23 protein-coding genes, 1 tRNA gene and 1 pseudogene are annotated in these 23,407 nt (G+C 49.9%); 14 read left to right on the top strand and 11 right to left on the bottom strand.

The features are described from left to right. The first annotated feature begins 26 nt into the window (after positions 1-26). The gene (flhA, locus tag EVX52_RS17185) at positions 27-2,111 is read left to right on the top strand and encodes a formate hydrogenlyase transcriptional activator FlhA (protein WP_370278353.1); all 2,085 of its coding nucleotides are present in this window, start codon (positions 27-29) and stop codon (positions 2,109-2,111) included. Positions 2,112-2,115: 4 nt separating this feature from the next. Here the strand turns inward: flhA and EVX52_RS17190 are convergent, their stop codons facing one another. The 3 genes from EVX52_RS17190 to EVX52_RS17200 are packed head-to-tail and all read right to left on the bottom strand — an operon-like array spanning position 2,116 to position 3,408. After that, a complete protein-coding gene (locus tag EVX52_RS17190; RefSeq protein ID WP_129991731.1) occupies positions 2,116-2,658 on the bottom strand; it encodes a DUF4865 family protein in 543 nt (180 codons plus the stop codon). After that, complete coding sequence (locus EVX52_RS17195) at positions 2,658-3,062, bottom strand: tautomerase family protein (RefSeq protein WP_129952252.1); 405 nt, start codon at positions 3,060-3,062, stop codon at positions 2,658-2,660. The genes EVX52_RS17190 and EVX52_RS17195 overlap by 1 nt, the downstream gene beginning before the upstream one ends. A 22-nt stretch (positions 3,063-3,084) precedes the next feature. Next, positions 3,085-3,408 (bottom strand): carboxymuconolactone decarboxylase family protein, encoded by a 324-nt coding sequence (locus tag EVX52_RS17200; RefSeq protein WP_129991732.1) that lies wholly within the window; start codon positions 3,406-3,408, stop codon positions 3,085-3,087. 104 nt (positions 3,409-3,512) lie between these two features. On the opposite strand from EVX52_RS17200, the gene EVX52_RS17205 reads away from it, so the two are divergent. Next, entirely contained in the window at positions 3,513-4,394 is an 882-nt protein-coding gene (locus EVX52_RS17205) for a LysR substrate-binding domain-containing protein (RefSeq protein WP_129991733.1), read from the top strand. A gap of 10 nt (positions 4,395-4,404) precedes the next feature. Here EVX52_RS17205 and EVX52_RS17210 read toward each other — a convergent pair whose 3' ends face one another. Further along, the gene (locus EVX52_RS17210) at positions 4,405-4,605 is read right to left on the bottom strand and encodes a DNA polymerase III subunit theta (RefSeq protein ID WP_129952255.1); all 201 of its coding nucleotides are present in this window, start codon (positions 4,603-4,605) and stop codon (positions 4,405-4,407) included. Between the two features lie 155 nt (positions 4,606-4,760). On the opposite strand from EVX52_RS17210, the gene yghX reads away from it, so the two are divergent. After that, a complete protein-coding gene (gene yghX / locus EVX52_RS17215) occupies positions 4,761-5,666 on the top strand; it encodes a YghX family hydrolase (RefSeq protein WP_129991734.1) in 906 nt (301 codons plus the stop codon). A 52-nt stretch (positions 5,667-5,718) separates the two neighbouring features. Here the strand turns inward: yghX and yghU are convergent, their stop codons facing one another. Both yghU and EVX52_RS17225 read right to left on the bottom strand, forming a co-directional pair. After that, the gene (gene yghU, locus EVX52_RS17220) at positions 5,719-6,564 is read right to left on the bottom strand and encodes a glutathione-dependent disulfide-bond oxidoreductase (RefSeq protein WP_129952257.1); all 846 of its coding nucleotides are present in this window, start codon (positions 6,562-6,564) and stop codon (positions 5,719-5,721) included. Positions 6,565-6,655: 91 nt separating this feature from the next. Next, entirely contained in the window at positions 6,656-7,717 is a 1,062-nt protein-coding gene (locus EVX52_RS17225; RefSeq protein ID WP_129952258.1) for a LacI family DNA-binding transcriptional regulator, read from the bottom strand. 285 nt (positions 7,718-8,002) lie between these two features. Between EVX52_RS17225 and EVX52_RS17230 the strand changes: the two genes are divergently transcribed. From EVX52_RS17230 to EVX52_RS17245, 4 genes are read left to right on the top strand one after another with little or no spacing between them, the layout of a single operon-like run. After that, positions 8,003-9,178 carry a Gfo/Idh/MocA family protein gene (locus tag EVX52_RS17230; RefSeq protein ID WP_129991735.1) on the top strand — a complete coding sequence of 392 codons (1,176 nt, stop codon included), beginning with the start codon at positions 8,003-8,005 and terminating at the stop codon, positions 9,176-9,178. Between the two features lie 2 nt (positions 9,179-9,180). Next, a complete protein-coding gene (locus EVX52_RS17235) occupies positions 9,181-10,248 on the top strand; it encodes a Gfo/Idh/MocA family protein (RefSeq protein WP_129952260.1) in 1,068 nt (355 codons plus the stop codon). Positions 10,249-10,262: 14 nt separating this feature from the next. After that, positions 10,263-11,285, top strand: coding sequence for a Gfo/Idh/MocA family protein (locus EVX52_RS17240; RefSeq protein WP_129991780.1), 1,023 nt, complete (start codon positions 10,263-10,265; stop codon positions 11,283-11,285). A 39-nt stretch (positions 11,286-11,324) separates the two neighbouring features. Further along, entirely contained in the window at positions 11,325-12,863 is a 1,539-nt protein-coding gene (locus EVX52_RS17245) for an MFS transporter (protein WP_129952262.1), read from the top strand. A 43-nt stretch (positions 12,864-12,906) separates the two neighbouring features. Here EVX52_RS17245 and EVX52_RS17250 read toward each other — a convergent pair whose 3' ends face one another. Next, a complete protein-coding gene (locus EVX52_RS17250) occupies positions 12,907-13,434 on the bottom strand; it encodes a GNAT family N-acetyltransferase (protein ID WP_129952263.1) in 528 nt (175 codons plus the stop codon). Positions 13,435-13,666: 232 nt separating this feature from the next. Between EVX52_RS17250 and nlpA the strand changes: the two genes are divergently transcribed. Beyond that, positions 13,667-14,485 (top strand): lipoprotein NlpA, encoded by an 819-nt coding sequence (gene nlpA, locus EVX52_RS17255; protein ID WP_129952264.1) that lies wholly within the window; start codon positions 13,667-13,669, stop codon positions 14,483-14,485. A gap of 68 nt (positions 14,486-14,553) precedes the next feature. Here nlpA and EVX52_RS17260 read toward each other — a convergent pair whose 3' ends face one another. Continuing rightward, entirely contained in the window at positions 14,554-14,832 is a 279-nt protein-coding gene (locus EVX52_RS17260; protein WP_129952265.1) for a DUF3761 domain-containing protein, read from the bottom strand. Between the two features lie 928 nt (positions 14,833-15,760). Here EVX52_RS17260 and EVX52_RS17270 point away from each other — a divergent pair. From EVX52_RS17270 to EVX52_RS17285, 4 genes are all read left to right on the top strand, one after another. Then, a complete protein-coding gene (locus EVX52_RS17270) occupies positions 15,761-16,168 on the top strand; it encodes a DUF3828 domain-containing protein (protein ID WP_129991736.1) in 408 nt (135 codons plus the stop codon). A 228-nt stretch (positions 16,169-16,396) separates the two neighbouring features. Then, entirely contained in the window at positions 16,397-17,527 is a 1,131-nt protein-coding gene (locus EVX52_RS17275) for a hypothetical protein (protein ID WP_129991737.1), read from the top strand. After that, positions 17,524-17,799 (top strand): hypothetical protein, encoded by a 276-nt coding sequence (locus tag EVX52_RS17280; protein ID WP_129952268.1) that lies wholly within the window; start codon positions 17,524-17,526, stop codon positions 17,797-17,799. The genes EVX52_RS17275 and EVX52_RS17280 overlap by 4 nt, the downstream gene beginning before the upstream one ends. 546 nt (positions 17,800-18,345) lie before the next feature. Next, positions 18,346-19,137, top strand: coding sequence for a hypothetical protein (locus EVX52_RS17285; protein ID WP_129952269.1), 792 nt, complete (start codon positions 18,346-18,348; stop codon positions 19,135-19,137). A 52-nt stretch (positions 19,138-19,189) separates the two neighbouring features. On the opposite strand, the pseudogene EVX52_RS17290 reads toward EVX52_RS17285, so the two are convergent. From EVX52_RS17290 to EVX52_RS17300, 3 genes and pseudogenes are all read right to left on the bottom strand, one after another. Then, positions 19,190-20,401: pseudogene (locus EVX52_RS17290) on the bottom strand (tyrosine-type recombinase/integrase). A 179-nt stretch (positions 20,402-20,580) separates the two neighbouring features. Next, positions 20,581-20,655 (bottom strand) — tRNA-Arg (locus tag EVX52_RS17295). A 90-nt stretch (positions 20,656-20,745) separates the two neighbouring features. Next, on the bottom strand, positions 20,746-21,663 hold the full coding sequence (locus EVX52_RS17300) for a formate/nitrite transporter family protein (protein WP_129952270.1): 918 nt from the start codon (positions 21,661-21,663) through the stop codon (positions 20,746-20,748). Positions 21,664-21,910: 247 nt separating this feature from the next. On the opposite strand from EVX52_RS17300, the gene ccmA reads away from it, so the two are divergent. Together ccmA and ccmB are read left to right on the top strand one after the other, a co-directional pair. After that, complete coding sequence (gene ccmA / locus EVX52_RS17305) at positions 21,911-22,552, top strand: cytochrome c biogenesis heme-transporting ATPase CcmA (RefSeq protein WP_129991738.1); 642 nt, start codon at positions 21,911-21,913, stop codon at positions 22,550-22,552. Between the two features lie 21 nt (positions 22,553-22,573). Continuing rightward, a complete protein-coding gene (gene ccmB, locus EVX52_RS17310) occupies positions 22,574-23,233 on the top strand; it encodes a heme exporter protein CcmB (protein ID WP_129952272.1) in 660 nt (219 codons plus the stop codon). The last annotated feature ends 174 nt before the right edge of the window (positions 23,234-23,407 follow it).

Below are 23,407 nucleotides of genomic sequence, written 5' to 3' on the forward strand. Positions count from 1 at the left end.
GAGCCAACGCTATGCAGAGTGCAACAATGAGCACCACAAAACACAAAGGATTACTGGAACTGACGCGCACCTTGTTGCTGCAGCAGACCATGACATCGCTGCTGGAAACCCTGACTCAGGTGATTCAGACTGCCGGTATTGCGGAAGCCGTGACACTGGTGTTGTTCGACAATAACAGTGAACGCGTCAGCTTTTATGGTATCGATCCTCATCATCAACCGGTCAGTTATGAGGATGAAACGCTGCTGGCGACAGGCCCGGTGCATGCGCTGTTGAAGAATCCCAAAACGCAGGTCTGGCGCAGCGAAGCGCTGCATCTTCGCTATCCTCAGCTGGCTGCGCTGAATCTGTATCCGGCGTTTACCGATTATTGTCTGGTCCCTTTACTGGCTTCTTCCGGGTTGCTGGGCGGCTGCGAATTTACCCGTCAGCATGCGACCCCGTTCAGTGAGGAAGACAAAAATGGTCTCTATGACCTTTGCACGCTGGCTGCCATTGCGGTCGAACAAATCCAGTTGCGCGAAAACGCGTTGCTCCAGCAATCGCTGCTACGCCATGAACGTGACGATTTCCGTATTCTGGTCGATATCACCAATGCCGTCCTGTCCAAGCTGGATCTCGACGAACTGACCGGTGAAATCGCCAAGACTATTCACCACTTCTTCCACATTAACGCCATCAGCATTGTGCTGTGTGATGCCGATAAAGACAGCGAACAAGCCAGTGTTTACGCGACCCATTACGTGCAGACGCACGTTGCGGAGCGTGAACAGTCGCGCATGTCGCTCGACGGATCACTGGAACAGCAGGTGATGAAAAATGGCGAAATGTTGCTGACTAATGTGCGGGCTGCGGAAGAGCCGGATGATGAAAGCACATTGTTCCAGCTGTTATGGCGGGATCAGACCAAAACCCTGTGCATTCTGCCGTTACGTTTTGGTCATAAAACGCTGGGCGTTCTGAAACTGGCACAGTGCCAGCCGGATAACTTCAATTCCGCTAACCTGCGGGTGTTACAGCAGATCGCCGAACGCATTGCGATTGCCGTGGATAACGCGCTGGCCTATCAGGAAATTAAAAGCCTGAAGGAGAAACTGCAACACGAAAATCTGTATCTCACCGAGCAGATCAACAGCAATAATCCGGATTTCAGCGACATTGTCGGGCGCAGCTCCAGCATGTCAGCGGTACTGAAACAGGTGGAAATCGTAGCGAAAAGTGACTGTTCGGTGCTGATCCTTGGCGAAACCGGCACCGGTAAGGAGCTAATCGCCCGTGCGATCCATAATCTGGGGGATCGTCGTGATCAGCGGATGGTGAAAATGAACTGCGCAGCCATGCCTGCCGGCTTAATGGAAAGCGATTTATTCGGCCATGAAAAAGGCTCGTTTACCGGTGCCACCGCGCAACGTATGGGCCGTTTTGAGCTGGCTGACAAAGGCACGTTATTCCTCGATGAAGTCGGTGAAATCCCCGTTGAACTGCAACCCAAGCTGCTGCGCATTTTGCAGGAGCAGGAGTTTGAACGTGTCGGCGGCAATAAACTGATATCGGTGGATGTGCGGATGATTGCAGCAACGAACCGCGATTTACGTCAGATGGTGGCGGATAAAGAGTTTCGCAGTGATTTGTATTACCGGCTGAATGTCTTCCCGATTGTGATCCCGCCGCTGCGTGAACGCCCTGAAGACATTCCGCAACTGGTGAAATTCCTGACCTATAAAATCGCCAAACGCATGAAACGCACCATCGACAGTATTCCGGCCGAGACCTTACGGTTACTGAGCCGGATGCCGTGGCCGGGCAACGTGCGCGAGCTGGAAAATGTTATCGAACGCGCCGTATTGCTGACCCGTGGAACGGTGCTGGATTTACAACTTCCTGAACTGAATTACCCGTTGCCGGTGTCGCAGCCGGTGCCGGTGGCTTCCGCGCCTGATATTGCGCCCGCTCCGCACCTGAGTGAGGAAGACGAGCGCGAACGCATCCTTCAGGTACTTAAAGAAACCAACGGCGTGGTCGCCGGTCCGCGAGGTGCGGCGCAACGTCTGGGGTTAAAACGCACGACGCTGTTGTCGAGAATGAAGAAATTAGGCATCGCCGCGCATTAACCGGTCAGACTGCTTTTACCGCACCGGACAATGAAATGTGGCCGATGCGGTAATTCTGTCCACCGCCTGCCAGCGGGTTTCTCCCTGCCGTAAAATGTATTTTCTTCCAGTTTGTTGTATCCCAGGCGGTGACGTCGATCAGCCTGTCATTGATGTTTTCCTCAGCTAATGGCGCAAGATCACTGAACGGTGCGATGTCCGTTATCTCTCTTTTGGCGTAAACCGCTTGTGCGACATCATTACTCATTTTTGCTGCCAGCACCGGATAAACCCGGATCTGCGGCCAGCCGAAGGCGTTGGCGACACCCTGAAAACCCGCTCCTGAAATAAAACGGTTCATGCCTGACACGTCCTGCCACAGATAAAACGGCGCGTAGATATTTTCTGTACTGCCGGTTTGCGGGCAGTCACGGCGGGCGTAGAGATACGTTTTGAAAATAAGCCCCGCCAGGCCATCAGTCCGGTATCCGTTATCGGCAATGCGCTTTTCAATAATGTCCATGTCGTAATCTGCGGGCAGCGTAAAACTGTATTGCATGGCAATCATCAGGCGGCTCCCTGCGGGATGCTGAACATGTCTCCGTGACTGAACGACCAGTCTTCCGGCCGGGTAAAACTCACCACCACCATCACATCAGCCGGCGAAATGCCCAGCGTGATGTGTAGCTTTTCGGCCAGATGCCGGAACAGTTGCTGTTTCTGATAACTGTTACGCGGTTTACCTGCCGTAATGTGAAACAGCAAAAAATCGTCCGAACGCCGGTCATTTTCGCCCGCTAAATAGGTGGGACTGATCACCCGCTGGCGGCGGACCGCCGGTTCGAACAGCTGAAAACAATCCTCTGCGGGCACGGAAAAGTGATCAACCAGTGTTTCCTGCAATGTGGCTGAAATGGCATTCTGCCAGGCGTCCGCGCGGTGAGCAGGTAAAGAGATTCGGGTAAAAGGCATCGTCGGTTCCTCCGGTTACTGGTTACTGATCATTGAGAGCGGCGAAGCGGCTCAGGGCAGACGCGGCGGCGGGCCATCCGGCATAAAACGCCAGATGAGTGATCACTTCCGACAGTTCGGTATGTGTGACACCGTTGCTGACCGCCAGATCCAGATGAAAAGGCAGTTGTTCACTGCGGCTGAGGGCAATCAGTGCGGCAACAGTGATCAGGCTGCGGTCACGCGCAGACAGTTCATTTCGTTTCCACAGATCGCCGAATAACACCTGTTCCGTCAGTTCTGCCAGTTTGGGTGTCAGGCGCGACATGGTATCCAGCGTCTGCGTTTGGGAAGAGGTTGTGCTCATATCAGGCTCCTTTTTTCGGTGTGAAAAGGAGCATAAGGCGTTATGATTATCCTGAATATCGAAAATATCAGTAGTATTAATCCATAAAAACAGGATGATTAAGCATGGCGAAAAGACCGGTCACTTTTGATTCAGAAGCCTTGCGCAGTTTTGTTACCGGCATTGAGCTGGGGAGCTTTGTGCTGGCCGCTGACCGGCTGGGGCGTTCAACGTCTGCCGTCAGCGCACAGCTGAAAAAACTGGAGCAACAGGCGGGCACGGAGCTGGTACAGAAATCCGGACGGCACCTGATCCTGACCGGACGCGGCGAAGTGATGCTCAGTTATGCGAGGCGGATCCTCAGCCTGAATGATGAGGCCAGCGCCGTGCTGCTTGCCGGCGCGCTGAGTGGCAGCCTGAATCTGGGCATGCAGGAGGATTTCGGCGAAACCTTGTTACCGGCCATTCTCGGCACATTCACCCGTACGCATCCGCAGGTGCAGGTTTCGGCCAGTATTACCCGTAATCAGCAACTGCTGGACGGGATCCGGCATAACGAGTTTGATCTGGCTGTGTGCTGGCAGGCTGATGAAACGTCGCTTTTCCCGTCAAGCCGGTCGCTCGGACGTGTGCCGTTGCGCTGGATTGGCCCTGAAAATTTCAACCTGACGCATTATCAGGAAACCGGCGAACCCGTGCCTTTACTGGTGTTCGAAGCGCCATGCCTGATGCGTAATGCCGCGACGACGGCACTGGATAACGCCGGGATTGCCTGGCGTATAGCCTTCACCAGCCGCAGTCTGAGCGGAATTTGGGCAGCGATGTCGGCCGGGCTCGGGGTCACCGTGCGTACGGATTTTGGTGTTCCGGCAACCGTCAGAATTTTAAGGGAATTCCCCGCGCCGGGTGACGTGGGGATCAGCCTGCACCAGAGCCTGACGCCGCCGGGCGAGGCGGCCGCCAGCCTGAGGGAGGCCATTATCGGCTTCTTTACGCAGCAATACTGAGCCGCGGTAATTACTTTTTAACCGGTTGCTGACGGTAATGTTCCAGACGTTCGCGAAAATAAGCACGCAGATGTTCCGGCTGCTCCATCTCCACTTCATCTGCGTTGACCGGCAGATTATTGCGCTCACGCACCGCGACAGTCCCGGCCGCCAGCCCGGCACTCACTTTATCCATCTCTTCTTTACTCAGCCCTGCGAGTGTTTTGTTCATGGTATCTCCTGTTGACTGCTTGCAGTTTAGCATTCTCAGCGGGCGAAAGGTTTTGCTTCCCGGCTCAGATCAGGTCTCAATTTCACCGTTGGTTTACAAAATCGTCAAAAACAGGCCATTATTTATTCTTCACTTGTCCGGAACGGAGCCTGAAGATGACCCGAATGACCGCCAGAGATTTCCCGCCTGAACTCCTCGAATACTTTGATTTCTACGTGCACGGCAAAATGACCAAACGTGAGTTTCTTGATCTCTCGGCGAAGTTTGTGGCGGGCGGATTGTCGCTGGCTGCACTGACGACGCTGATGACGCCAAATTATGCCTATGCCGAACAGGTACCCTTCACCGATCCGGATATTGTGGCGGAATACATTCAGTATCCGTCACCGCAGGGGCACGGCAGCGTGAAAGGTTATCTGGTACGTCCGGCCAACCTGACCGGCAAAGTGCCCGGCGTGGTGGTGGTGCATGAAAATCGCGGGCTGAATCCGTATATCGAAGATGTTGCGCGGCGGGTAGCGAAAGCCGGATTTGTGGCGCTGGCACCGGACGGACTGAGTTCGGTCGGCGGTTATCCGGGCAATGACGAAAAAGGGCGCGAACTGCAAAAAAATGTCGATCCGACCAAGCTGATGAACGACTTTTTCGCGGCTGTAGAATTTCTGATGCACCACGGGACCGGCACCGGCAAAGTGGGTATCACCGGTTTCTGTTACGGCGGAGGTGTGGCGAATGCGGCTGCGGTGGCTTACCCTGAACTTGCTGCTGCCGTGTCATTCTACGGACGCCAGCCGAAACCGGAAGATGTGCCGCGCATCAAAGCGCCGTTATTGCTGCATTATGCTGAACTGGATAAGCCGATTACCGAAGGCTGGCCGGCATATGAAGCGGCGCTGAAGGCCAATGATAAAATTTATGAAGCGTATCTTTACCCCGGTGTTAACCACGGTTTTCACAACGATTCGACGCCGCGTTATGATAAAGCGGCAGCCGATCTGGCGTGGGAAAGAACCGTTGCCTGGTTTAAAAAATACCTCGAATTACCGACAGAAAGTGCATAAAAGAAAAGAGCGGGAGGGTAAAACCCCCGCTCTTTTTTGTTTCAGACGCCTGTTATGATTTCAGGATGCCGTCGAAATCCGAAGCATCATGGCGCTCTTCCAGCTGTTCATCGCCCCAGGTGCGATTCACAATGCGTCCGCGTTTAACCGCCGGACGGCTTGCGACCTCGGCGGCCCAGCGCTGGAAGTGCTTATAGGATTGGATGTCGAGGAATTTAGCAGACTCGTACAGACCGCCCTGTGCCAGACTGCCGTACCAGGTGAAAATGGCGATATCGGCAATCGTGTATTCTTCACCGGCAATATAACGGTGTCCGGCAAGCTGACGGTCTAATACGTCGAGCTGGCGTTTGGCTTCCATGGTAAAGCGGTTAATGGCGTATTCGATTTTGACCGGCGCGTAGTGATAAAAATGGCCGAAACCGCCGCCAAGATAGGGGGCGGACCCTTGCAGCCAGAACAACCAGTTCAGGGTTTCGGTGCGACCGGCAAGATCTTCAGGCAGGAATTTGCCGAACTTCTCTGCCAGATAAAGCAGGATGTTGCCCGATTCAAACACTCGGATCGGCGGGGTGGTGGAGTTATCCAGCAACGCTGGAATTTTCGAGTTCGGGTTAACGTCAACAAAGCCGCTGGAGAACTGATCACCTTCGTTGATGCGGATAATAAATGCATCGTACTCCGCACCGCTGATGCCCAGCGCCAGTAACTCTTCCAGCAGGATTGTCACTTTCTGGCCGTTCGGCGTACCAAGAGAATAAAGCTGAAGCGGGTGTTTACCCACCGGCAGCGTTTTTTCATGCGTCGGGCCCGCTACCGGACGGTTGATATTCGAGAACTTACTGACTTCGTCTTTATTCCAGGTCCAGACTTCAGGTGGCTGATACTGTTCTGACATGACATTCTCCGCGTCTTTTTTGAGGTTACGACCCAAAAGTTTAGCAGGAGTTAATCAATGGCGACGCTGAGAATGTGCCCCCGGCAGTTGGCTAACGGGCGGTATGCTGCAACCCTTTGCGTTTCCATTTCACATCGGCTACCGACTGGCCGGCATGAATTTTCCCCTGTAACAACAGATTGAATTTCGCGCCATTGGTGCGCATCAGACGGCTTTGCAGGATATACACGGCTTCAGTTCCCAGTTCACGACATGGCAGGTGCACGGCCGTGAAATTTTGCGCTGCCGCGCTTTTCGATTCGTGAGCGAAATCCAGACTCATCACCGAAATATCTTCCGGCACATTAATACCGTGCTCCGTCAGGACTTCCACAGTCGCTAACGCCATCGGATCGCCGCCGCAGATAATGGCCGAAGGTAAGGACTCGCGTTTATGCTCCCGAAGATATTTATCCATTGTTTGTCTGGCCTGTTCCCGGCCATTGCCATGATTAATCAGCAAATGGGTTGTATCCTCGAATGCAACGTGATGCTCAAGACAGGCACGTTTAAAACCGTCCAGCCGTTGCATCATGGTTTCTCGCCGCAGGTCGGTAAACAACAACACCGGGCGATGGCCTTTAAGGAACAGGTAATTTGCCGCGCTGTAACCGATGGAATAATGGTCTGCCGAGACGCAGTCCAGACGCATCTCACTGTCCTTGGCATTGATCATCACCACCGGTTTGCTGGATTCTGCTGCCAGCCGGTACAGCATCACATCATCAATACCAATAATGACGATCCCGTCGACATCCGGCTGATGCAGTGCCTGCATAAAAACAGCAATATCCGGCTCATTCACCGCCAGCGTACATTTGCGCACGTGTATATCAAAGCGCGCCACTTCCGTGCTTATTTCCTGGATCACTTCATAATAATACCGGTCTTCATGCGGGGAGAAGGCGGCGGGTGGCGCGCAGATCAACAGACAATTCATTAACAGACGGCTGGCAGGAATATCGCGCAAAATACCCATGTTTCTTGCGTGGGTAAATACTTTCTCTTTTGCCTGCGGGCTGACATTTGCTTTCCCTGCCAGCACACGGGAAACGGTGCTCGGAGATAGCCCGGTTAATTCCGCTATTTGCCTGATTTTTAATTTTCCCGTCATTTTGTGATCAACGCCTCATAAGAAGATGGACTTATTGCCACGGTTAACTGTTTGTAATTCATGGGCTATTCAGGATGATAGCAAATCCCGCAAACAGCACTGCAATTCCTGTCACAAATAGCAGTTGTTGGAAAAAAAAACCATTACTACTCTCCAGAATATAAACCTCACAAACAAGAAATAAGGTATTTATCCGCGCTGAATATTTAAAGAATTCAACAGGGTGACGTCCTTTATGTCGCTTAAATTCGTCTGCTGTCCGGTAAAATATTAAGGAGTAAAATAATGTTAAAAATAGCAATCATTGGTACGGGTAATATTTCGCATAATCATATTCAGGGATATTTAGAGTTTGCTGACCGTTGCCAGATTGTTGCGCTGGTAGATATTTACCCGGAGAAAGCCGAAGAGAAAAAACGTCATTACGGCCTCACGGGAGCCAAAGTCTACGCCAGCCATGAGGACATCCTCAATGATGCGAATATCGACGTTTTTGACGTTTGTACGCCACCGTATGTTCACGCTGAGATTTCTATTAATGCGCTGAATGCGGGGAAACATGTACTTTGCGAAAAACCCATGGCGGCCTCGTTACAGGAATGCGATGCGATGATCAGCGCCGTGCAGGCGAGCGGGAAAACGTTATCGATCATTGCGCAAAATCGTTTTACCGACGCGTTCTGGCGGCTGAAAAAAGTCCTCGATTCCAGCGAGGCCGGTAAGGTATGCCATGCGCAAGTGGATTCCTTCTGGTGGCGCGGACATTCCTATTATGATTTATGGTGGCGCGGTACCTGGGAAAAAGAAGCGGGTGGTTGCACACTCAATCACGCCGTTCATCATATTGATGCAATTCAGTGGATGCTCGGTTTCCCGTCTGAAGTGGTATCGGTGATCACTAACGCCGCGCACGATAATGCCGAAGTGGAAGATCTCTCGGCGGCTATTTTCAAATACGACTCCGGCGCACTGACCCAACTGACGGCGTCGGTGGTGCATCACGGGGAAGATCAGAAAATTGTCATCCAGGGCACGAAAGCGCGCATTTCTGCTCCGTGGGATAAATACGCCAGCATTTCTGCCCCTAACGGTTTCCCGATCGATGCGCGCGATACGGATCGGGAAAACCAGCTTGAAGACATTTATCAGTCTGTCCCAAAACTCACTTATACCCTGCATACCGGCCAGATTGACAATTTCCTGACGGCACTGGAAACCGGCACCGCGCCGCTGATCGACGGCATTCAGGGCAAGCGCTCACTGGAGCTTATCGCCGCAATTTATAAATCAGCCATTACCCGCAGTATTGTCTCTTTGCCACTGACCCCTTCCGATCCGTTTTATCAGACCGGCGGGCTGATGTCGCTGGCACCGCATTTTTATGAAAAATCCGCCTCTGTAGATAACTTCGCCGATGAAGATGCAATCCCGCTCGGTAAAAACATGGATAAAGGAGCCTGAACATGAGTAATAAAGATGGTATGAACTACGCGCCGGTAGGCAAACCGCAGCCGGTGGTGAAACCCGGTGAATTCGTGATTGCCGCGGCGGCATTGGATCACGGGCATATCTACGGCATGTGCAACGGGCTGATCGAGGCGGGTGCCAGCCTGAAATGGGTTTACGATCCTGATCCGGCCAAAGTCGAAAAATTTGTCGCGCAGTATCCGCAGGTTAAGGTTGCGGATTCATTGCAGACACTCCTTGATGATAAGGCAGTGCAGATGATCGCCGGGGCAGGCATTCCGTCTGAACGCTGTGCGCTGGGGCTGAAAGTTATGGCGGCCGGGAAAGATTATTTCACTGACAAAGCGCCGCTGACCACGCTGGAACAACTGGCGCAAGCGAAGGCCAAAGTGGCCGAAACCGGGCGCAAGTATGCCGTGTATTACAGCGAACGACTGCATGTTGAAAGTGCGGTTTTCGCGGGGCAACTGGTGCAGGAAGGGGCGATCGGCCGGGTGATCCAGACCCTCGGGACGGGCCCGCACCGTGAAGGTGAAGGGCGTCCGGACTGGTTCTACGAGCGGGAACGTTTTGGCGGCATCTTGTGCGATATCGGCAGCCATCAGATTGAACAATTTTTGTTTTATACCGGCAACCATAATGCGCGCGTGGTGGCGGCACAGGCACTCAACTTCAATCACCCGCAATATCCGCACTTTGAAGATTTCGGCGACACGATGCTGGAAGGTGAAAACGGTGCGCGCGGTTATTTCCGCTGCGACTGGTTTACCCCTGAGGGGCTGAGTACCTGGGGCGACGGCCGTCTGACGCTGCTCGGTACCGGGGGTTATATCGAGATCCGCAAATATGTCGATCTCACGCTCGGCGAACAGGACGTGGTGTATCTGGTCAATCAGCAAGGCGAATTCCGTTTCCCGGTTTCCGGCCACGTCGGCTTCCCGTTCTTTGGCCAACTGATCCTTGACTGCCTGAACCGTACCGAAAACGCCATGACGCAGGAGCATGCCTTTAAAGCCGCCGAGTTGTGCGTCCGTGCGCAAATGCTGGCAAACGAAACTCACTGAAACGGGAGCAGATGATGAAAACTCTTCAGGCTGCGGTGATCGGTTGCGGAGCTATCCATACCTGCCATGTAGCGGCGATCCGCCAGAACCCGGAGTGCCGGTTACGCGCGATTGCGGAGTGCGATATCGGCAAAGGCCGGGCGCTGGCCCAGGAATACGGGTGTGATTTTTACACGGATTATCATGAGATGTTGAGGGACCCGCAGATCGACGTGGTGCATATCTGTCTGCCGCATCATCTGCACAAGGAGGCTATTCTCGCCGCACTGGCAGCCGGAAAGCATATTTTCACCGAGAAACCGGTGGCGCTGAATAGCGGCGAAGTCAGCGCCATTAAACTCGCGGAGGAAAAGGCCGCAGGACACATTGGCGTCTGTCATCAGAACCGCCTGAACCCTTCCAGCCAGAAAATCAAAATGCTGCTGGAAAGCGGGCAACTGGGCAACATGCTGAGCATCAAAGCCGTTCTGACCTGGTCGCGCAGCGATGCCTATTACAGCGAAAGCCTGTGGCGCGGGCGGTTTGCCACCGAAGGCGGCAGCCTGCTGATCAATCAGGCAATTCATACGCTGGATTTAATGCAGTGGTTTGGTGGCGGTGTTCTGGCGTTGAAAGGGGTGGTCGAAAGAACCTTTCTCAGTGATGTGACGGAAAATGAAGACACCGCCATGGCCAGTCTGAAAATGACCAACGGGGCCCGCGGATTGTTTTATGCCACCAACTGCCACAGCACAGATTCGCCGTTACTGCTGGAGATCCACTGTGAAAAAGGACTGCTGCAGTTGTATCACAACACGTTATGGCTGACTGAAGGAGAAAACAAAACATTGCTGGTCAGCGATGACAGCCCGTCAGGAGCAACCAAAAGCTACTGGGGTGACAGTCACCGTCAGGCCGTATCAAATTTCTATTATTCACTTCGACATCCTGAAGAAAAAAATTATACCTCTGTTTCACAAGCCGGAGTGTCTCTGAATATTATCGGGGCAATCTACCGTTCTTCACAATCAGGGAAATGGATCACTCTGGCTGATTAAATAATTTATTAATTACCTCACATTCACAGGATAATAATAATGAAACCTACTGAACGCAGAGTGGGTTACGGCACGGCTATAGGCTATGGCGTAACCGACTTATTTGGTGGCGGTGCATTCGCCGTTATCGGTACCTGGCTTTTATTCTTCTATACCATGTATTGCGGATTAACCGTTTTAGAAGCGGGGTCTATTTTTGCTATTGCCCGTGTGATTGACGCCGTATTAAGTCCGATTATGGGCTATATTACCGATCACTTTGGCAATACATGGCTTGGAAAACGGTTTGGCCGCCGTCGGTTTTTCCTGCTGCTCAGCTCGCCGCTGATGTTCCTGTATGCGCTGGTCTGGATCAAAGACATGGGCTACTGGTATTACCTTGGCACGTATCTGTCGATTGAATTGCTGTCGGCGATGGTGCTGGTGCCGTGGGAAACGCTGGCGGCAGAGATGACCAACCGCTTTGGCGAACGTACCCGCCTTGCCGGTGTGCGTATGATTTGCTCGCAACTCGGTGGCTTCCTGGCCGTGTCTGTGCCGGGGGTGATCATGATGTTTACCGGTAAAGATAATCCGATGACCTATACCTATACCGGTATGTTTTTCGCCACGGTATTTTGTATTGCGGTTTTCACCACATGGCTGTGTACCTGGGAAGCCAAAGATGTGCGGGATCCGGATGAGCCGGAACCGGAAATGGAAACCGGCGGCAACCTCTGGCATCATCTGAAACGTCTGGTTTTAGATTTTATCTCATCGTTTAATATCCGTATGTTTCGTCAGCATATTATTATTTATATTGCTTCCTTCACGGCCATGGACGTATTCGGTGCTGTCTTTACCTATTATGTGGTTTATGGCCTGAATCAGGATGTGGGGGCAGTTTCCGGTTATTTAAGTGTGGCGGCTTTTGTTTCTGTGCCATCGACAATTTTTTATATGATGGTTATGGAACGCCTGAATCTTTCACCGTCAGCTGCGTTGCGGATAGCTTATGGGTGTATATTTATTGTGCTGGCTGTTCTGTTTTATATTTATATCACCAAGACCTCAGTACCATTAATCCTATTTACCTCCATATTTGTTATATTAGGTTTCGGACGTTCAGGGCTTTATTATATCCCATGGAATATTTACAGCTTTATTCCGGACGTCGACGAAATAGTCACTAAAAAACGCCGCGAGGGGATCTTTGCCGGGGTCATGGTATTTACCCGTAAAAGTACCGTCGCGATTGCCATCATGATCGTTGGCCTGGTGCTGGAAGAATGTGGATTTGTGAAAGGGCAGGGCGCTCAGCCGGTCAGTGCGTTACACGCGATCATCGGTCTGATGATCTTCGCCACCGGTGCGTTGCTGGCGATCAGTTTCTATATGACTTTCAAATTCAAACTAACGCGGGATACGCATAAAATTCTGATCAAAGAAACGGCGCGCCTGAAACTGGGCGGCGCTCAGGAAGATTGTGATGAAACCGCGCGTAAGGTGATTAAAGATCTGACCGGTTACGAATACAACGAAGTCTGGGGCGGCAGCGCGACACGTAAAACCACGCGGGAAAAATTAGCGATTGAGTAATCAGTCGCCTGCGGGCAGCAACAAGGCCCGCAGGGATTTCCTGTCAGTGATCCGGTGCGGGCAGGGTCTGGTTTCCGTCCCCCAGTGCGCGCTGCATAAACACGGTGTCCAGCCAGCGGCCATGCTTAAATCCAACGCAATGCAGCGTGCCTTTCATCTGAAAACCGGCAGCGAGATGTAAGCTGATTGAGGCTTTATTTTCGCTGTCACCAACGTTACCGATCAACTGACGATAGCCGTGGGTTTCTGCCCAGTCTATCGCCCGGCGAAGCAGGGCTTTCCCCGCGCCGCGCTTCTGAAAAGCAGGAGCAATATAGATTGAATCCTCCAGGGTATGGCGGTACGCATAGCGTTCACGATAATGTCCGAGGTAGCAATATCCCTTCACTTCGCCTTCATGCAAAACCACCAGCCAGAGTAAACCTGCGTCTTTAATTTTCTTCAGACGACCCGCCATCTCGCGTTCATCCGGTGGCTGCGTCTCAAACGAGGCGGTTCCATGAAGCACGTGCCAGGCATAAATTTTCTGTATCGCAGGAATATGCTGCGCTTCGGCTTCCGTAATTTCCATTCTTGCAGGTTCTCATCAGTGATTTCTGTTTTGCCTACTCTTTCCCAAATGTATCAGGGAGAGCAAACCCTTTATCACTGATATAAGGAAAAGCTTTGGTTAGCCGGACTTAAGGGGGGCATCTATATACTTTTTTCTTCTTAGCAGTGCTTTATTGGTTTTTTAAACTGCGGTAATCCTCCTGCTATAGTCAGTCCATTGTCCATTAGCGGTTATTTTTTAAGGAAAAAAAGTGAAACTGACGTTACCTCATTTACGCACGGGTGCTGTGGTATTGCTGGCGGGATTACTGCTGGCGGGTTGTGATCAAAAAAGTGACGATACGAAGCATATCAAAGTCGGCGTGATTAATGGCGCAGAGCAGGATGTGGCGGAAGTGGCGAAAAAGGTCGCGAAGGATAAATACGGTCTGGATGTCGAACTGGTTGGTTTCAGTGGTTCATTATTACCAAATGACGCAACCGAGCATGGTGATCTGGATGCGAACGTTTTCCAGCACCGTCCGTTCCTTGATCAGGATAATAAAGCCCACGGTTATCATCTGGTGGCGGTTGGCAACACTTTTGTGTTCCCGATGGCGGGTTACTCGAAAAAAATCAAAACGGTGGATCAGCTGAAAGATGGCGCGACGGTGGCGATCCCTAACGATCCGACCAATTTAGGCCGGGCGCTTCTTCTGCTGCAAAAAGAGAAGCTGATCACCCTGAAAGAGGGCAAAGGACTGCTGCCGACGGCGCTGGATATCACCGCAAACCCGCATCATCTGAATATTATGGAACTGGAAGGTGCGCAGTTACCGCGCGTGCTGGATGATCCGAAAGTTGATGTGGCGATCATCAGCACGACCTATATCCAGCAAACCGGGTTATCACCGGTGCATGACAGCGTATTTATTGAAGATAAAAATTCGCCGTACGTGAACATTCTGGTTTCACGACCAGACAATAAAGATGCGGAAAATGTGCAGGAGTTTCTGAAATCGTATCAGTCGCCTGAAGTGGCAAAAGCGGCGGAGAAAATCTTTAACGGCGGCGCGGTGCCGGGCTGGTGATCGGCTAAACCGGACAATTTAACCTGCTGATAAACCTGAATAGCCCACTTAAAGGTGGGCTTTTTTATTCAGTTCAGCCAGGCCGCCACCCCGCCGTGCCTTGAACATGTACCCCGGCGATGCGTACTGAAACTGTATGTTCCATCCCTGCACTGAGCCGATGCGCCATCGGGCGCTTTTCCCGATTTGGTATGCGCCGGACGGTGAATTTCCTGCCCGTCTGAGTTAGTGTAATCCCCTTGCTCAATGAGTTCACTATCCTGCGACGAAGGCGGCGTATGCTGTCTGGCCACAGCCGTGTTGCATAAAAGAGCCACTGCAAAAAGGAAAAATCCCAGTAAGCGCATGATTGCACTTTTCCCTGTAGAGGTTGTATGACCTGAATGATTGACGAGGAGAATACTCCTGATAACCACATAAACAATGCTGATATTTAAACAGTAGTTTACTGACTTATTAAGTTTCGTAATGATTAGTTCAGCATCTCCTTCTATCAGGCAGGTGTAGAGAAGACATGAATCATTTAGAATCCGCTTCACTACGTTATGAAAAAATTACATGGAATTATTGCAATCGTAACGTTATTCATAGCGATACAGGGAAAGAAAAAGCGTAAATAATAAAACTAAGTGGCAATAACTCTCCGTTTATTAAGGGGCTGTATGACGTGGATCTATGATGTCAAAAAAACGTTCAGTCATAATATTTTATTTCAATGAAAATAAAGTTTTCGAGTTCGGGCATTTAACTCAATACAATGACAAATAAGAGGGTTTTTAGAGTTAATTTGAGTGTATTCATTAGGGGGATTTAAATGGCGATAAATATATAGGTTATCTATGGCACATATTAACCCAAAACAACAATTCCGGAGGCCTAATATCTGAGCGGTTTTAACGGAGAGATTAATATGACATGGAATAAAGAGGAAGCAATAAGCTGGGCAAGGCAACATGCGCAGCCTCACAGCACTGGTTATTGTGCGCGTTATGTTGCGAGGGCAATTGAGGAGGGTGGGCTTCTCATTTCTCATGCGAACGCTCATGATTTCGGTGGGTCACTAAGGGGGGCCGGATTTCATGAGATGCCAGGCGGCACCCCACCCGAAAAAGGGGACCTTGCGGTAATCCAGCCGATACCAGGCCCCCCTATGGACATACCGCTATTTTTGATGGAGTAAGCTGGTACTCAGATTTTAAACAGCGAACAATATACCCCGGCGAAGCCTATCGCCATTATCAGCCCGCCTATAAAATTTAGCGGAAGAGGTGAGTGATGCGCAGATACATTCTGGCTGCAATGATGTTTACCTGTGTGGCGCGCGCTGAGACAACACCGCAGCAGCAGGCTGAAATATTTTATCGTTGGTACATCCAGCAGGTTAGTGGCCTTGAAAACCCGCTGGAGAATCCGAAACTTTCCGGATACGTAGAGCACGGGACATACGCCATCCTGATGAAAGCCTACAAGGCCAATGAGATTGATGTTGATTACTTCACGAAAGTTCAGGACTTTGATGATAAGGACTGGCTACAGCATATAACGGCTGAAAAGGTGGTTATTGATCCTGTTTGCACAAACGTTTACATGTCCTTTGGACTGGCAGACAGGAAACGGGTTGCCGCCTGCTTTGTTAGAGATAAGGGAGGGTGGAAAATTAGGTCAGTGACAGACCTGCCCTAAAATGTATTAGCTCAGACACTTGACCTGACACAACTACGGCACAAACCAAAGTGATAGTGAAGTGGCATACTGAATAAATCGCCCTATTTTTGGCGGTTTTAATGCATGCATTTACTTCACTAACTAAATGTTATGTAGGCATATAAACACAATAATTTTGGTTAAGTCAAAAAAAGTAATATGATGAAAATCTGATCAGTCCAAACTGCAAGGATTAGCAGGTGCATCATGTTTACACTCTACGAAGGCCGTGAAATTGAATGGGAACTCAGCCCAGAAGACTTCGCCTATATCTGCTCACCCGAGCACGCTTTAGAACAATCTAAAACCCACTATGATCTGGATGAGCGAAATTACCGCAGCAGATTCAGGCCCTTTAGTGTTCCTGAGCGCCTTTACTCAGGACAGCCCACATGGCGACGGGCACAGGCCGGGTATGTGGATCCCATTTACGACTCAATAAAGGAGCATCTTCAGTTGGGCTGGCTGATTGGTGTGGATACCACTGAGCAATGGAATTGGGTCGAAAACCCATTTTACGTTGATGAAAATGGTGACCTGATTTGTGACAGAGCCTACTTGTACCACGAAGGGTTTATTCGACAGGCTATGGATGCTTATGAATTCGCCGTAGCTGAAAGACAAGGTGTAAAAGCCCTTCCAACTCAGAAATATGATTACGGGGGTTGGGGTTCAGCGCCTGTTCAACATGCCCAGTCAACTAAGACAATCAATAGTAAAGCTGCCGGGCGGTTATTAGCTGCTGGCGGTATCTACAATGGAAACATAGAAGGCTACGCCAAAACAGCTCAGCAGCTCGGAGGAGATGCCCCGGCGGGTTACGATCAAGTTCTTAATGAAACAACAGCAGGATCGGCTATTGCTTTGGCATCTATCGGCGCGGCCTTTGGGCTTGGTCGGTTGGGGTCAATGCAAGAAATAGAGAGCATTGAAAAAATATATGGAGCAAGAGGGCCTGCAAGTCTACGAGAGTTTGAGCCTGACTTGGCCGGTGGGCCGCTTGAAAAGCTAAGTACAGAAGGTGTTAACATCACGCACGCGGGCGTTGATACCGTTGAGCTTCATATTTCGCGTTTCGAACCCGACAGTGCTAATGACTTTATGATTGACCGGCTACGAAAGATCTCTGACGGTACTTTAGCCCCAGCACCAGTAGATTTGAACTATTTCACCCATGAATGCCGTGAATTTCAACGATATTGCAATTTAGGATGGGAGTCAGGGCAACCAACAGACGGTGTTGCAGCGTATGATTTATGGAATAACGCCCACACAGCAACACTTGAGGAATTCGGTTTGCGAGATAATCAACTTTATCACCCGGATGCGTTTAAATGATGACTAAAGCAGAACAGGATATTCTCAAGGTTTTAATGGCTGATGAGAAAAAATGGACTTGGATGACTCTGGATCGGATGCTTTCGATAAGGGGCTTGGGCGGGGTTGGGCAGGTACCACGTTATGTAGCGAAACTTGCGGAGGATGGAATGATCAACATAGTTGAAGGCAATAAGCCAGCAATGCCTTTCTATGTAATTACCCCTAAGGGGCGAGCGATAGTTGAGAGACTTATCAGCCAAAGTGACGACTCAGTCTCTCAGAGTGACTAGTGGTCTTGGCAAAACTAGCACTAGCGGCTAAATGCCGACCAACTCATTGGGCGGTATTTTAATGCCTGCTGCATGGCTCAAAGTGGCACTGTTTTCAGGGAGGAGATCAATGCCATGTTTGTGCAGGGTAAATGGTCTAACAGCCCTTTTTTGGGACGATGGCTGTCATCTAAGGTAGCAGGGGGACCCATAGGCTAAAAGAGATAATTTTCTGAACCACACAGTAGGGATTCTAAAGGCTGCATTTTAGTATCTTTGAATAATTCGTCTCGGACGGAAGCAAAAATCTCTCGAAAGCTTTACTCGCAGGAGAGAGTGGCAGCGTGAACAACGCATACGAAAGGTCAACTCCAAACAGAGGGTTTTATACTCTAAAGCTTTGGTAAAGCCTTAGAGTAGCCTCAAAGTGAATTTACAAATATTTACCTATTTAAACTTAACTTTATATTTCGTTACGAGTAGCTTACACAAAAAGCACCATAGACCTTCTTTGTATCGCTTACATTGTGGCATCAATTTATATTTCTCCAGGGAGGAGATGTGTCAATGCTAGCTGCCAAAACCTCAAGTCACGAAAAAAGTTTTCTGAAAATCGTTTTGAATAATGACTATTATTATACACTGAAGATACTGAGATTCTTAGTTGTTACTCTAGTGGGATCTTATTCACCTATAGGTTACAGTTTTTCTGGAATAGACATACCTGATATCAAACCTTTTCAGGAAGAATCCGTCATTGTTCAGAAAGGAAATGTTGTATACTTTGATGGTCTTATATCAAAAGAATCTTTTACAACACTAAGTAATTTCCCACACCCAGATAAAATTGAATCCATTTCAATCAATAGCATGGGAGGTGACGTTGAAGCTGCTCTCGATATAGCTGATTGGATGTGGGAAAATCATATTAATATAACAATTCGTACTGTTTGCGCATCTGCTTGTGCAAATTATCTATTTCCTGCTGCAAGAAATAAATTCATAGGAAAAGATTCTTACCTATTACTGCACGGTGGTGTAAACAGTCCTGAAAAAGAGTTTCAGCTGGATACGAATACGGATTTTTCGAGAAATAGCTTCTTTGAGTCCCCAGAAGTAAAGAAAATCAAATCTAGAGAATTGGTTTTTTACCATAAAATTAATGTTGACTCTAAATACCCTTATTGCCCACAGTTAGAAGAGAATTATTCAGATAAATTTCCGGAAAAGTGGTTTTCATATGAACCCCTTTCTCTTGAAAAATTTGGCATATCCAATATCCATTATGCCAACTCACCTTCTCAATGGATTTTATTGATGAGAAGTAAAAATGTTATTTTCGCAAACAATTGTAATTAGGAGATTCGATAATGCGCGAGCTTTCAACAGTAGAAATGAACGTTGTCGCAGGTCATACCTTACATGCTTCAAGGTAGTCAGCCCACCATTGGAGCATCAGTTTCCTTTCTTCGAGATGTTCTGCTTTGTGTATGTATGCTGCTCGAACGGAGTTTCGTTCTTGATGGCTCATTTGACATTCAACAGCATCTCTTGACCACAATCCAGACTCAATTAAAGCACTACATGCCATGGTTCGAAAACCATGTCCACACACTTCCTTCTTTGTGTCGTAGCCCATAGTGCGCAGGGCCTTGTTGACAGTGTTTTCGCTGATTGGTTTGTCATCACGACTAAACCCTATGAACATAAGATCTTTATCGCCGCTGATAGCATGAAGTTTTTCGAGTATGGTTTTGGTTTGTTTGCTCAATGGCACAAGATGAGGGCTTTTCATTTTCGAGCCTCTGTCAGAATATTTTACCCCGTCTAATTCTTGACGTTCTCCCGGAATCGTCCATATCCCGTTTTTGAAATTCACTTCGGACCAACGAGCGAACCTAAGTTCACTTGAACGGATGAAAGTTAGCAGAGTTAACTGGACTGCGATTTGCGTTATGCCTTTACCTTTTAAGCTTCAATTCGTCTTAGAAGCTCAGGTAGCTGTTCGAAGGGGAGAGCAGGGCGATGAGTGCTTTTAGGTGTTTTTACGGCACCTGAAAGGTCATAGGCGGGATTTTGGTCAATCAAAGCGTTATGGACAGCATATCGCATTATGGCTGTTATGCGTTGTTGTAAACGCGAAGCCACTTCAAGATGCCCGCTTTTCTCAGCGTTTTTTAGCGGAAGCAATAATCACGGGTTTTGAGTTCAGTGATGTTCCGTTTACCAATAACTGGAAACAGATGAGTGATTAAGCTGTTTAACACTGTTGTTCTGTGACTATCAGACCATGTCCTGTTGCTCGAATGCCAATCTCTGGCAACCGTTTCGAATGTGAGCAACCCTTTTTCTTCAATCTTTTCAGATTTTCGCTTCTCACCAGGATCTATGTTGTTTGTGATTAGCTTTCTTGCTTCGTCTCTTCTAAGACGTGCAGCGGCAAGAGAGATTTCAGGATAAACACCTAACGCCAACATTTTTTGTTTACCGGCAAAACGGTATTGCAGACGCCAATATTTCGAACCGCTGGGCTGAATCAGAAGGTGCATACCACCACCATCAGTCAGCTTACCGGCTTCTCCGCAGGTTTAGCATTTCTTACTTTTACCTCAGTGAGTGCCATAGAAAACCTCCCATACTGATGGTATCTGCATTATCGAACTTACTATACCAACTGTTATACCAACAAAATGTGCAGGATGTTGATAAAAGTTATTGGAATTTGGTAGACGAAGTGATGGGGTTAACTTGCTGAATTTAGAGAATAAAATAGACTTGAGTGGACGTTTGTAGACATTGAAATGGTGTCCCCTACAGGAATCGAACCTGTAACTAGCCCTTAGGAGGGGCTTGTTATATCCGTTTAACTAAGGAGACACGGGCGCCTGTGGAAAGCGCCCGCGTAGTATACCCATTTTTCTGGTAATAATAAGATACCAAGCTGTCGTTTGGTTGTTTCCTCGCCAGTCAGGGTTTTGCGGCCTCTTTTCTGGCGGTTTCCTGTTCCTCTTTTTTCGCTTCGGCTTTCTTCTGATTACTCATGTCGTTGCGGATCTGCGCGTGGCTTATCAGCGCGAAGATAAAGGTACCGCCGAAGATGTTGCCAGCCAGCGTCGGCAGGGCGAACGGCCAGATAAATTCGTACCAGGGGATGGCGCCGGAGAATACCAGATACAGGATTTCAACCGAGCCGACGACGATGTGCGTCAGGTCGCCGATCGCCACCATATAGGTCATCAGCATGATTACCCACAGTTTGGCGGTACCGGCGGAGGGGATCATCCAGACCATGGTGGCAATTAGCCAGCCGGACACCATGCCGCCGACAAACATGCCCTGGGGGTCTTTCTTCATGATCTCCATACTGATGGTGCGAAACGCTTCGTCGGTCGCCGTGTCGAAAAAGGGCACCAGATGAAACACCAGCGCCGCCAGTCCGCCGCCGATGACATTACCTGCCAGCACGATGCCCCATAAACGCAGCAGCAGCAGAATGTTTCTGCCTGTCGGTTTTTGCATAATAGGTAAAACAGCGGTCACCGTGTTTTCAGTGAATAACTGCTGACGCGCCATGATCACGATAATGAACCCGACGGTATAACCGATGTTCTCAATGAAGAAGCGTTCCGGTGTATCGGGCAGACGGGCATGAAGAATACCTTTCGCCATCAGCGAGGCGCTGATCGACAATCCGGCGGCAACCGCTGACCACAGCAATGCCTGTCCGTCGCGCTCAAGCTCTTTTTCTCCTTCCATGCGGATAACTTCGTGAACCGCTGCCGCTTTTGACGGCAGGTTCTCTTCGCCGGTCTCGATTTCTTTTCCCTGCGTATGTTCGTCGCTGTCAACATCCTTGTCATCGTGATGCTGTTTTTCTCCGGCCATTATGATTCCCCAAAACTAAAGCAAAGTAATTGCAGATAGGTTCCTGAGTAAGCATAGGCGAGGCAGAGAAATTATGAGCAGGTATACAAAAAAGTTACAAAGCGTTAACCCATGAACCCTATGGAACATTGAGAAGATGTTTGCTGGATTTCAGGGTTTTCAAGCTTGTAAACTGCGCCTCCCTGAGCTGCGGCTCATCGGGTGCCTGTGATATGATACGCACTTGTGAAAAATAAGAGACATCACCATGTTTGAAGCCTTTAATCTGAGCTGTGTTCGTGATGAAAGAACCCTGTTTAGCGGCTTAAGTTTTACTATCGAACCGGGTGATATGGTGCAGATCGAAGGCCGCAACGGTGCCGGTAAAACCAGTTTACTGCGGATCCTTGCCGGATTGTCCTCTCCGGACGCCGGTGAAGTCCGCTGGCAGGGCGTGAGTACCCGCCGTCAGCGCGATATTTTCCATCAGCAGCTTCTCTATCTCGGTCATCAGCCCGGTGTAAAGTCAGTACTTACTGCGTTTGAAAACCTTGCCTTCTATCTGTCCGTGAATGGCCCGACGGTCAAAGGTAACGCCAGCGCAGAAGCGATTTATCAGGCATTGGAAAACGTCGGATTGCTGGGTTATGAAGATGTGACGGTGGCGCAGATGTCCGCCGGACAGCAACGCCGCGTCGCACTGGCGCGTCTGTGGCTGAGTGATGCGTCGTTATGGATCCTCGATGAGCCGCTGACCGCCATTGATAAACAAGGCGTTGCTACCCTGATTACGCTGTTTGAACAGCATGCGCAGCAGGGCGGGATGGTGTTGCTGACAACGCACCAGGATTTAGAGGGTGTTAACCGCCACGTGCGGAAACTTCGTCTGACCAGTGCTGAGCCGGTGTGACGCGAAGGGGATACAAAAGGAATGTTTACGAAAGTCCTGCGCCGCGAGCTGAAAATTGCCTTTCGCAAAAGCGCTGAAATTATTAACCCGCTGTGGTTTTTCCTGATTGTGATTACGCTGTTCCCGTTAGGGATCGGCCCTGAGCCTAAACTGCTGGCGCGTATTGCACCCGGCATTGTCTGGGTCGCCGCGTTGTTGTCCTCCCTGCTGGCGCTGGAGCGATTGTTCCGCGATGACTACCTGGACGGCACGCTCGAACAGCTTCTTTTGTTGCCTTCGCCGCTGGCACTCACGGTTCTGGGGAAAGTATGTGCTCACTGGGTGGTAACAGGATTGCCGTTACTGATCCTCTCGCCGCTGATTGCGCTGCTGCTCTCACTGGATTTTGAAACCTGGCAAGCCGTTGCGCTGACGATTTTACTGGGCACGCCGACGCTGAGCTTTATTGGCGCGATTGGTGTGGCGCTGACCGTCGGGCTGCGCAAAGGCGGTGTTCTGCTTAGCCTGCTGGTATTGCCGCTGTATATTCCGGTGCTGATTTTCGCCACCGGCGCGATTGATGCCGCATCAATGGCGATGCCCGTCGGCGGTTATCTGGCCATTCTCGGTGCGATGCTGGCAGGCAGTGCCACATTAGCGCCTTTTGCGACAGCTGCCGCTTTGAGAGTGAGTATCCACTGACACTTTTTGCCGGTAAAAGGCGATAGCACAGCATTATTTTACGTGTCGTTACAATAGAGAAGAAAAAACGCAACCTTTGACTAACATCACACTTCTCTATAGTGAACAATAGAGAGGCCAATAATAAGTGCGGATGATTTATAACCGACCGCGCAAGAGCCCACCGAGGTTCCA

Source organism: Rahnella sp. CFA14(1/10), assembly GCF_004195095.1.
Lineage (GTDB): Bacteria > Pseudomonadota > Gammaproteobacteria > Enterobacterales > Enterobacteriaceae > Rahnella > Rahnella perminowiae.

Excerpts from the sequence above, each read along its gene's own strand:
- EVX52_RS17190 (WP_129991731.1), bottom strand. The coding sequence starts at position 2,658 with ATGATTGCCATGCAATACAGTTTTACGCTGCCCGCAGATTACGACATG.
- EVX52_RS17240 (WP_129991780.1), top strand. The coding sequence starts at position 10,263 with ATGAAAACTCTTCAGGCTGCGGTGATCGGTTGCGGAGCTATCCATACC.
- EVX52_RS17270 (WP_129991736.1), top strand. The coding sequence starts at position 15,761 with ATGCGCAGATACATTCTGGCTGCAATGATGTTTACCTGTGTGGCGCGC.
- EVX52_RS17250 (WP_129952263.1), bottom strand. The coding sequence starts at position 13,434 with ATGGAAATTACGGAAGCCGAAGCGCAGCATATTCCTGCGATACAGAAA.
- EVX52_RS17205 (WP_129991733.1), top strand. The coding sequence starts at position 3,513 with ATGGCGAAAAGACCGGTCACTTTTGATTCAGAAGCCTTGCGCAGTTTT.
- flhA (WP_370278353.1), top strand. The coding sequence starts at position 27 with ATGAGCACCACAAAACACAAAGGATTACTGGAACTGACGCGCACCTTG.
- EVX52_RS17210 (WP_129952255.1), bottom strand. The coding sequence starts at position 4,605 with ATGAACAAAACACTCGCAGGGCTGAGTAAAGAAGAGATGGATAAAGTG.
- EVX52_RS17275 (WP_129991737.1), top strand. The coding sequence starts at position 16,397 with ATGTTTACACTCTACGAAGGCCGTGAAATTGAATGGGAACTCAGCCCA.
- yghU (WP_129952257.1), bottom strand. The coding sequence starts at position 6,564 with ATGTCAGAACAGTATCAGCCACCTGAAGTCTGGACCTGGAATAAAGAC.
- EVX52_RS17200 (WP_129991732.1), bottom strand. The coding sequence starts at position 3,408 with ATGAGCACAACCTCTTCCCAAACGCAGACGCTGGATACCATGTCGCGC.
- EVX52_RS17300 (WP_129952270.1), bottom strand. The coding sequence starts at position 21,663 with ATGGCCGGAGAAAAACAGCATCACGATGACAAGGATGTTGACAGCGAC.
- yghX (WP_129991734.1), top strand. The coding sequence starts at position 4,761 with ATGACCCGAATGACCGCCAGAGATTTCCCGCCTGAACTCCTCGAATAC.
- EVX52_RS17245 (WP_129952262.1), top strand. The coding sequence starts at position 11,325 with ATGAAACCTACTGAACGCAGAGTGGGTTACGGCACGGCTATAGGCTAT.
- EVX52_RS17280 (WP_129952268.1), top strand. The coding sequence starts at position 17,524 with ATGATGACTAAAGCAGAACAGGATATTCTCAAGGTTTTAATGGCTGAT.
- EVX52_RS17230 (WP_129991735.1), top strand. The coding sequence starts at position 8,003 with ATGTTAAAAATAGCAATCATTGGTACGGGTAATATTTCGCATAATCAT.
- ccmB (WP_129952272.1), top strand. The coding sequence starts at position 22,574 with ATGTTTACGAAAGTCCTGCGCCGCGAGCTGAAAATTGCCTTTCGCAAA.
- EVX52_RS17235 (WP_129952260.1), top strand. The coding sequence starts at position 9,181 with ATGAGTAATAAAGATGGTATGAACTACGCGCCGGTAGGCAAACCGCAG.
- EVX52_RS17285 (WP_129952269.1), top strand. The coding sequence starts at position 18,346 with ATGCTAGCTGCCAAAACCTCAAGTCACGAAAAAAGTTTTCTGAAAATC.
- EVX52_RS17225 (WP_129952258.1), bottom strand. The coding sequence starts at position 7,717 with ATGACGGGAAAATTAAAAATCAGGCAAATAGCGGAATTAACCGGGCTA.
- EVX52_RS17260 (WP_129952265.1), bottom strand. The coding sequence starts at position 14,832 with ATGCGCTTACTGGGATTTTTCCTTTTTGCAGTGGCTCTTTTATGCAAC.
- ccmA (WP_129991738.1), top strand. The coding sequence starts at position 21,911 with ATGTTTGAAGCCTTTAATCTGAGCTGTGTTCGTGATGAAAGAACCCTG.
- EVX52_RS17195 (WP_129952252.1), bottom strand. The coding sequence starts at position 3,062 with ATGCCTTTTACCCGAATCTCTTTACCTGCTCACCGCGCGGACGCCTGG.